Origin of the sequence: Methylobacterium sp. WL18 (genome assembly GCF_008040015.1) — a bacterium.
GTDB classification, from domain to species: domain Bacteria; phylum Pseudomonadota; class Alphaproteobacteria; order Rhizobiales; family Beijerinckiaceae; genus Methylobacterium; species Methylobacterium mesophilicum.
This window is the reverse complement of record NZ_VRVD01000464.1, coordinates 1-3,780: the sequence shown is the minus strand read 5'-3', so window position 1 is coordinate 3,780 and position 3,780 is coordinate 1. Positions and strand designations below refer to the sequence as shown.

Sequence of the window (3,780 nt, the reverse complement as noted above, 5' to 3'; positions counted from 1 at the left end):
GCCGCCCCCGGGACCGCCGCGCGCCTCGCCCTTGTGGCCTATGCCCGCCACGTCTTCACCGATTACGACGACCTGCTGGGCGAGGGCTACGACCGCGACAGCGCCCGGCACTTCGTCCTCGACGACCTCAACGCGGCGCTCACCGCCTGGGGCGCCGCGCCGATCCCGGAGGAGGAGGCGGAGGCCGATCCGGAGGGCGAGCCGGACTAGCGCTTTGTCCCGGTGGCGGGCGGGATGAGGGGATGGGAGGGCCGGGTCCGGGCTCACGCGCGACGATGCCGCCCGACAGCGGGGCACCCGTCGCCGGCACGCGGGCGCGGATCACGATAGCGGTGCCTTTTGGAGGGGCTGCTTTCGACCCTTCTCGGAACCCGGAAAAGTCCCCTTCTGGGTCGCGTGGTGGTCGAGGACCTACGACCGGAGTGTTAAACAGCTACACCACCGCAAACGACCCTGCGGATGAGTCGGCTTGCTCAAACAATATTGGCGCCATAACCCGATCAGAAACGGACAGATTTACGACTTTAAGAGGTGGCGCGCAAATTTATCAAGATCTTTACGTCTCTTTCTTGTGATAAATCTGGCTTTAAATTCGATATATCGTCCTGCAGGTAGGTGGATAGATTTAGCCAAATTAGATTTATTAGAAGATCTCGCAATCGAACCCATATACCAGCTCGTATTGAATCCTTGCGATTTTCTGCACAGGATCTTTCGCAGGATATCTACATTATGTACTGATGGGGCCAATTCCTGGAATTTAGCGTGATTGACATCGATTTGATGCGGCATGCTTCCGTACGCCTCGGCTTCCACCCATGTCGGCGATAAGCGGAAGTGATGGTAGGCATCCAATCCAGCATCCTTAAGCGCTTGATAAAATTCCTGAGCCGTGAAGGTATCCACCTCGACAGCTTCAAGTAGGTAATCACAAAATCTTAGTGCGACCTCTTGCTGCTGACGAGAACCCCATTGCACTAAAGTTTTGTCTTCAACGATTGGTGGGGAGCAGTCCGGCTGACCATCCAACGAAAAGGTAAAACCTTTGACGGTCGTATGATCGGAGGACGCCATTACCTCCAGCAATCCAGTCTTTAGAGATACTTTGGTCGTCCAGCGACAAATGCAATCCTCTGCACTGAGAACGGAATTTGATATGCCCATATAATAGCCGCGCAACTTGACATTATTTCCCAGTATCTTTTGCAACCGCAATTGCGTGCTGCCTCGCCAGCCAAGATCGACAATGCAAGCCTCAGAAGAAGAAAGCATTCCTTTGGAATCTAGATAGGCAAGTGTTGCAAAATAAGCCTCATGCACTCGCGCGCGAAGCGATTTCAAAAGATCTTTGCGAGATAATGCCGCTTTTAGAGCGCTCATTTCATTATGGGACAGCGAGGATGAAATCCTTCGCAAATTGTAGGGCAAAAGCTTTGCAATGTATACTAGCTCTTCTGATGAGTAATTCAGTGATGTAAGCGCTTCCTCCAAATCAATCTGGTCGTAATATGACAATTTCAAAGCTTCATTGATAATATTATCGCCTTCATTATGAAGAGCTGGCAATAAAAACGCCTGTCGTGAGGCATAAATATAGCAGATGTCTACGTCGATATTTAGCCATCGGGCAAGACGTTGGCAAATTTTAGCCAGCACTTGACCGTCGCGCGCAAGAAAATAAATCACGCGACCACCACGATTTAGGACATCTAGCAGCACCCAAAGCGTGTATGCGGTAAACATTGGCCCGACGACGCTGGCGGCGGCGGTTACGATACCTTCTTTAAACGGCCTTATCTGACCCAGACGAGCCGATCGCGCGGAGCCCGCTATTGCAGAAGACAGAAACCCTCCGTCGCCTGACGCGGCTAGCACTCTCTCACGCGTGGTCCAATGTGAGTCCGTGAATGCCTGGGCGTTCCATCCTTTAGAGCGAGCATTTTGCACGTCGCTAAAAAGATTGTCACCGAGGTGATAGAATGATGAGTTCTCGATGCCTTTCTTTCGAGAGATGTAATCATAAATAGTTGCATGTATTTTACTCTTTTTTTCCTCAGAAGAACATATCACATTAAGTGGAGGTCTGTATCCCGCCTTCGAAAGCAATGATGAGACAAAATCAGATTGAAAATATGTATCAGAAGTAAAAATACATTCTTAGATTGTTTAATATGTGTTTCTATGAGGAGTTTGATGCCAATAATCGGTTTTACAAGTCTGAGTTCTTCTTCAAGCTCAAGATCTATCGCAATGCGAGCCCTTTCCGCGCTCCAACCGATCAAAGTAGACATAACTCCATAAATGTCTGAAATCGTAACTTCATTATGATCGAATTTAGACCGACTTCTAAATTCTGATTGAGCGCGAATATACATCCATTCCGCATCACTGTAGTTGGTGTGCCCCCGATTTCGAAGCTTTCGCCCTACGACAAGATGGATGTGCTCAGGGGAGTGAACGAGGCGGCACACCGCCGTATCAAATACATCAAAGCTATAATGCCTCTGATCGTCGATTGGTTTGACTGATTTATTCTTGAAACAATCGTCGTAATTACTTATAGAATTCTCGATAGTTTCGGGATTGATGGTTGTAGACTTATATCCAAAATAGCCTCCATTGTTAGGAAACTCATTCGTGGACGTCATATCTATTGCTCCAGCAAAAAGCTCACTTAGCCTGTGATTATTGGGAAATATAGCAATCCTCAAGCGGCTTGTCACCAATCAAACCTTTCGGCAAAGGCTGTTACTCGTGCTGCTGCGATGGATCATATTTGCTGGAAGATATGACCGAGTGTACTTCGCAAATCCGCCCTCTCGGCTATGCCCGCGTCTCCGCCGTAGGGCAGACCCTTGAGGCAAAGCTCGCTCAGCTCGGCGATGTCGGTTGTGCGATGATCTATCGGGAGAAGGTAAGCGGTGCGAACGCCGAACGGCGTGGGCTGCAACGGCTTCTTGAGGCGGTAGGGCCGGGTGACGAGGTAGTGGTGATGCGGATTGACCGCCTTGCCCGCTCGACCTTCGACCTGTTCGCCATCGTCAAACGCATCGTAGACGCGAGGGCCGTTTCCGCTCGCTGGCCGAGCCTTGGGCCGACACCGCCAACTCGACCGGTCGCCTGATGCTCGTCGTCCTCGGCGGCCTAGCGGACGTGGAGCGCGATTTGATCCGTACCCGCACAGCTGAAAGGCGCAGTCGTGCCAAGGCACGCGGGGCGCCTATGGGGCGTCCCGCTTGCCTCACCGTAGCGCAGCAGCAGGAGGTGTGTCAGCGCCGGACGGACGGGGAAACACAGGCCGACTTCGCACTCAGCTATGCGGTTGGCATCTCAACTATACAGTGGATCAAGAAGCACGTGGCATAAAAGGCACTCCAAGCAGGGGCGCGCGCGAAAGGGCTCCCTTTGGCGCGATCACTTATCAGCCCGATCGCCAGGGTGCGGCCGATCAACAAATGGCCGTTTATTGGAAGCGCCGATAGTCATTCAGGCGGCCACGTTGAGTCGGATGCGGCACGTCCCCTCCCGGGCATCAGGCCAACTTCTGTTTCCCACCCTCACTAGCCGTTCCGCTTGCGCTTCAACCGTCATCTCAACGAGCCGTCTTCCGCCGTTGCGAATCGTTTCCGGTTCCCCTAGCCTCGGCACTGTCGCGCTTGCATGAGGGAGGAGACCGCATGAGCATCGTCTATGCCGTCCGCCCCGCAGGGATCGTCCGAGCCCGCGCGCGGATCGGCTAGCCGCCGACCGCTGGCGCCCGGCCTCACGGCCCCGGCGTCC

General features: G+C 53.0%; 5 protein-coding genes. 3 read left to right on the top strand and 2 right to left on the bottom strand.

Going from position 1 to position 3,780, the window contains the following annotated elements; genetic code table 11:
• Window positions 1-210 (top strand): DUF2293 domain-containing protein (locus tag FV228_RS22980; protein WP_147856712.1); only part of this gene is annotated, 210 nt, incomplete at its 5' end.
• Between the two features lie 306 nt (window positions 211-516).
• On the opposite strand, the gene FV228_RS22975 is transcribed toward FV228_RS22980, so the two are convergent.
• Window positions 517-2,070: a hypothetical protein gene (locus tag FV228_RS22975; protein WP_147856711.1), complete on the bottom strand. Its 1,554-nt coding sequence runs from the start codon at window positions 2,068-2,070 to the stop codon at window positions 517-519.
• The gene (locus FV228_RS22970) at window positions 2,067-2,723 is read right to left on the bottom strand and encodes a hypothetical protein (RefSeq protein ID WP_147856710.1); all 657 of its coding nucleotides are present in this window, start codon (window positions 2,721-2,723) and stop codon (window positions 2,067-2,069) included. The genes FV228_RS22975 and FV228_RS22970 overlap by 4 nt, the downstream gene beginning before the upstream one ends.
• Window positions 2,724-2,776: 53 nt before the next feature.
• On the opposite strand from FV228_RS22970, the gene FV228_RS34365 reads away from it, so the two are divergent.
• Entirely contained in the window at window positions 2,777-3,124 is a 348-nt protein-coding gene (locus FV228_RS34365; RefSeq protein ID WP_246693998.1) for a recombinase family protein, read from the top strand.
• Window positions 3,079-3,366 (top strand): recombinase family protein, encoded by a 288-nt coding sequence (locus FV228_RS34360; protein WP_246693999.1) that lies wholly within the window; start codon window positions 3,079-3,081, stop codon window positions 3,364-3,366. Before FV228_RS34365 ends, FV228_RS34360 begins: the two co-directional genes overlap by 46 nt.
• The last annotated feature ends 414 nt before the right edge of the window (window positions 3,367-3,780 follow it).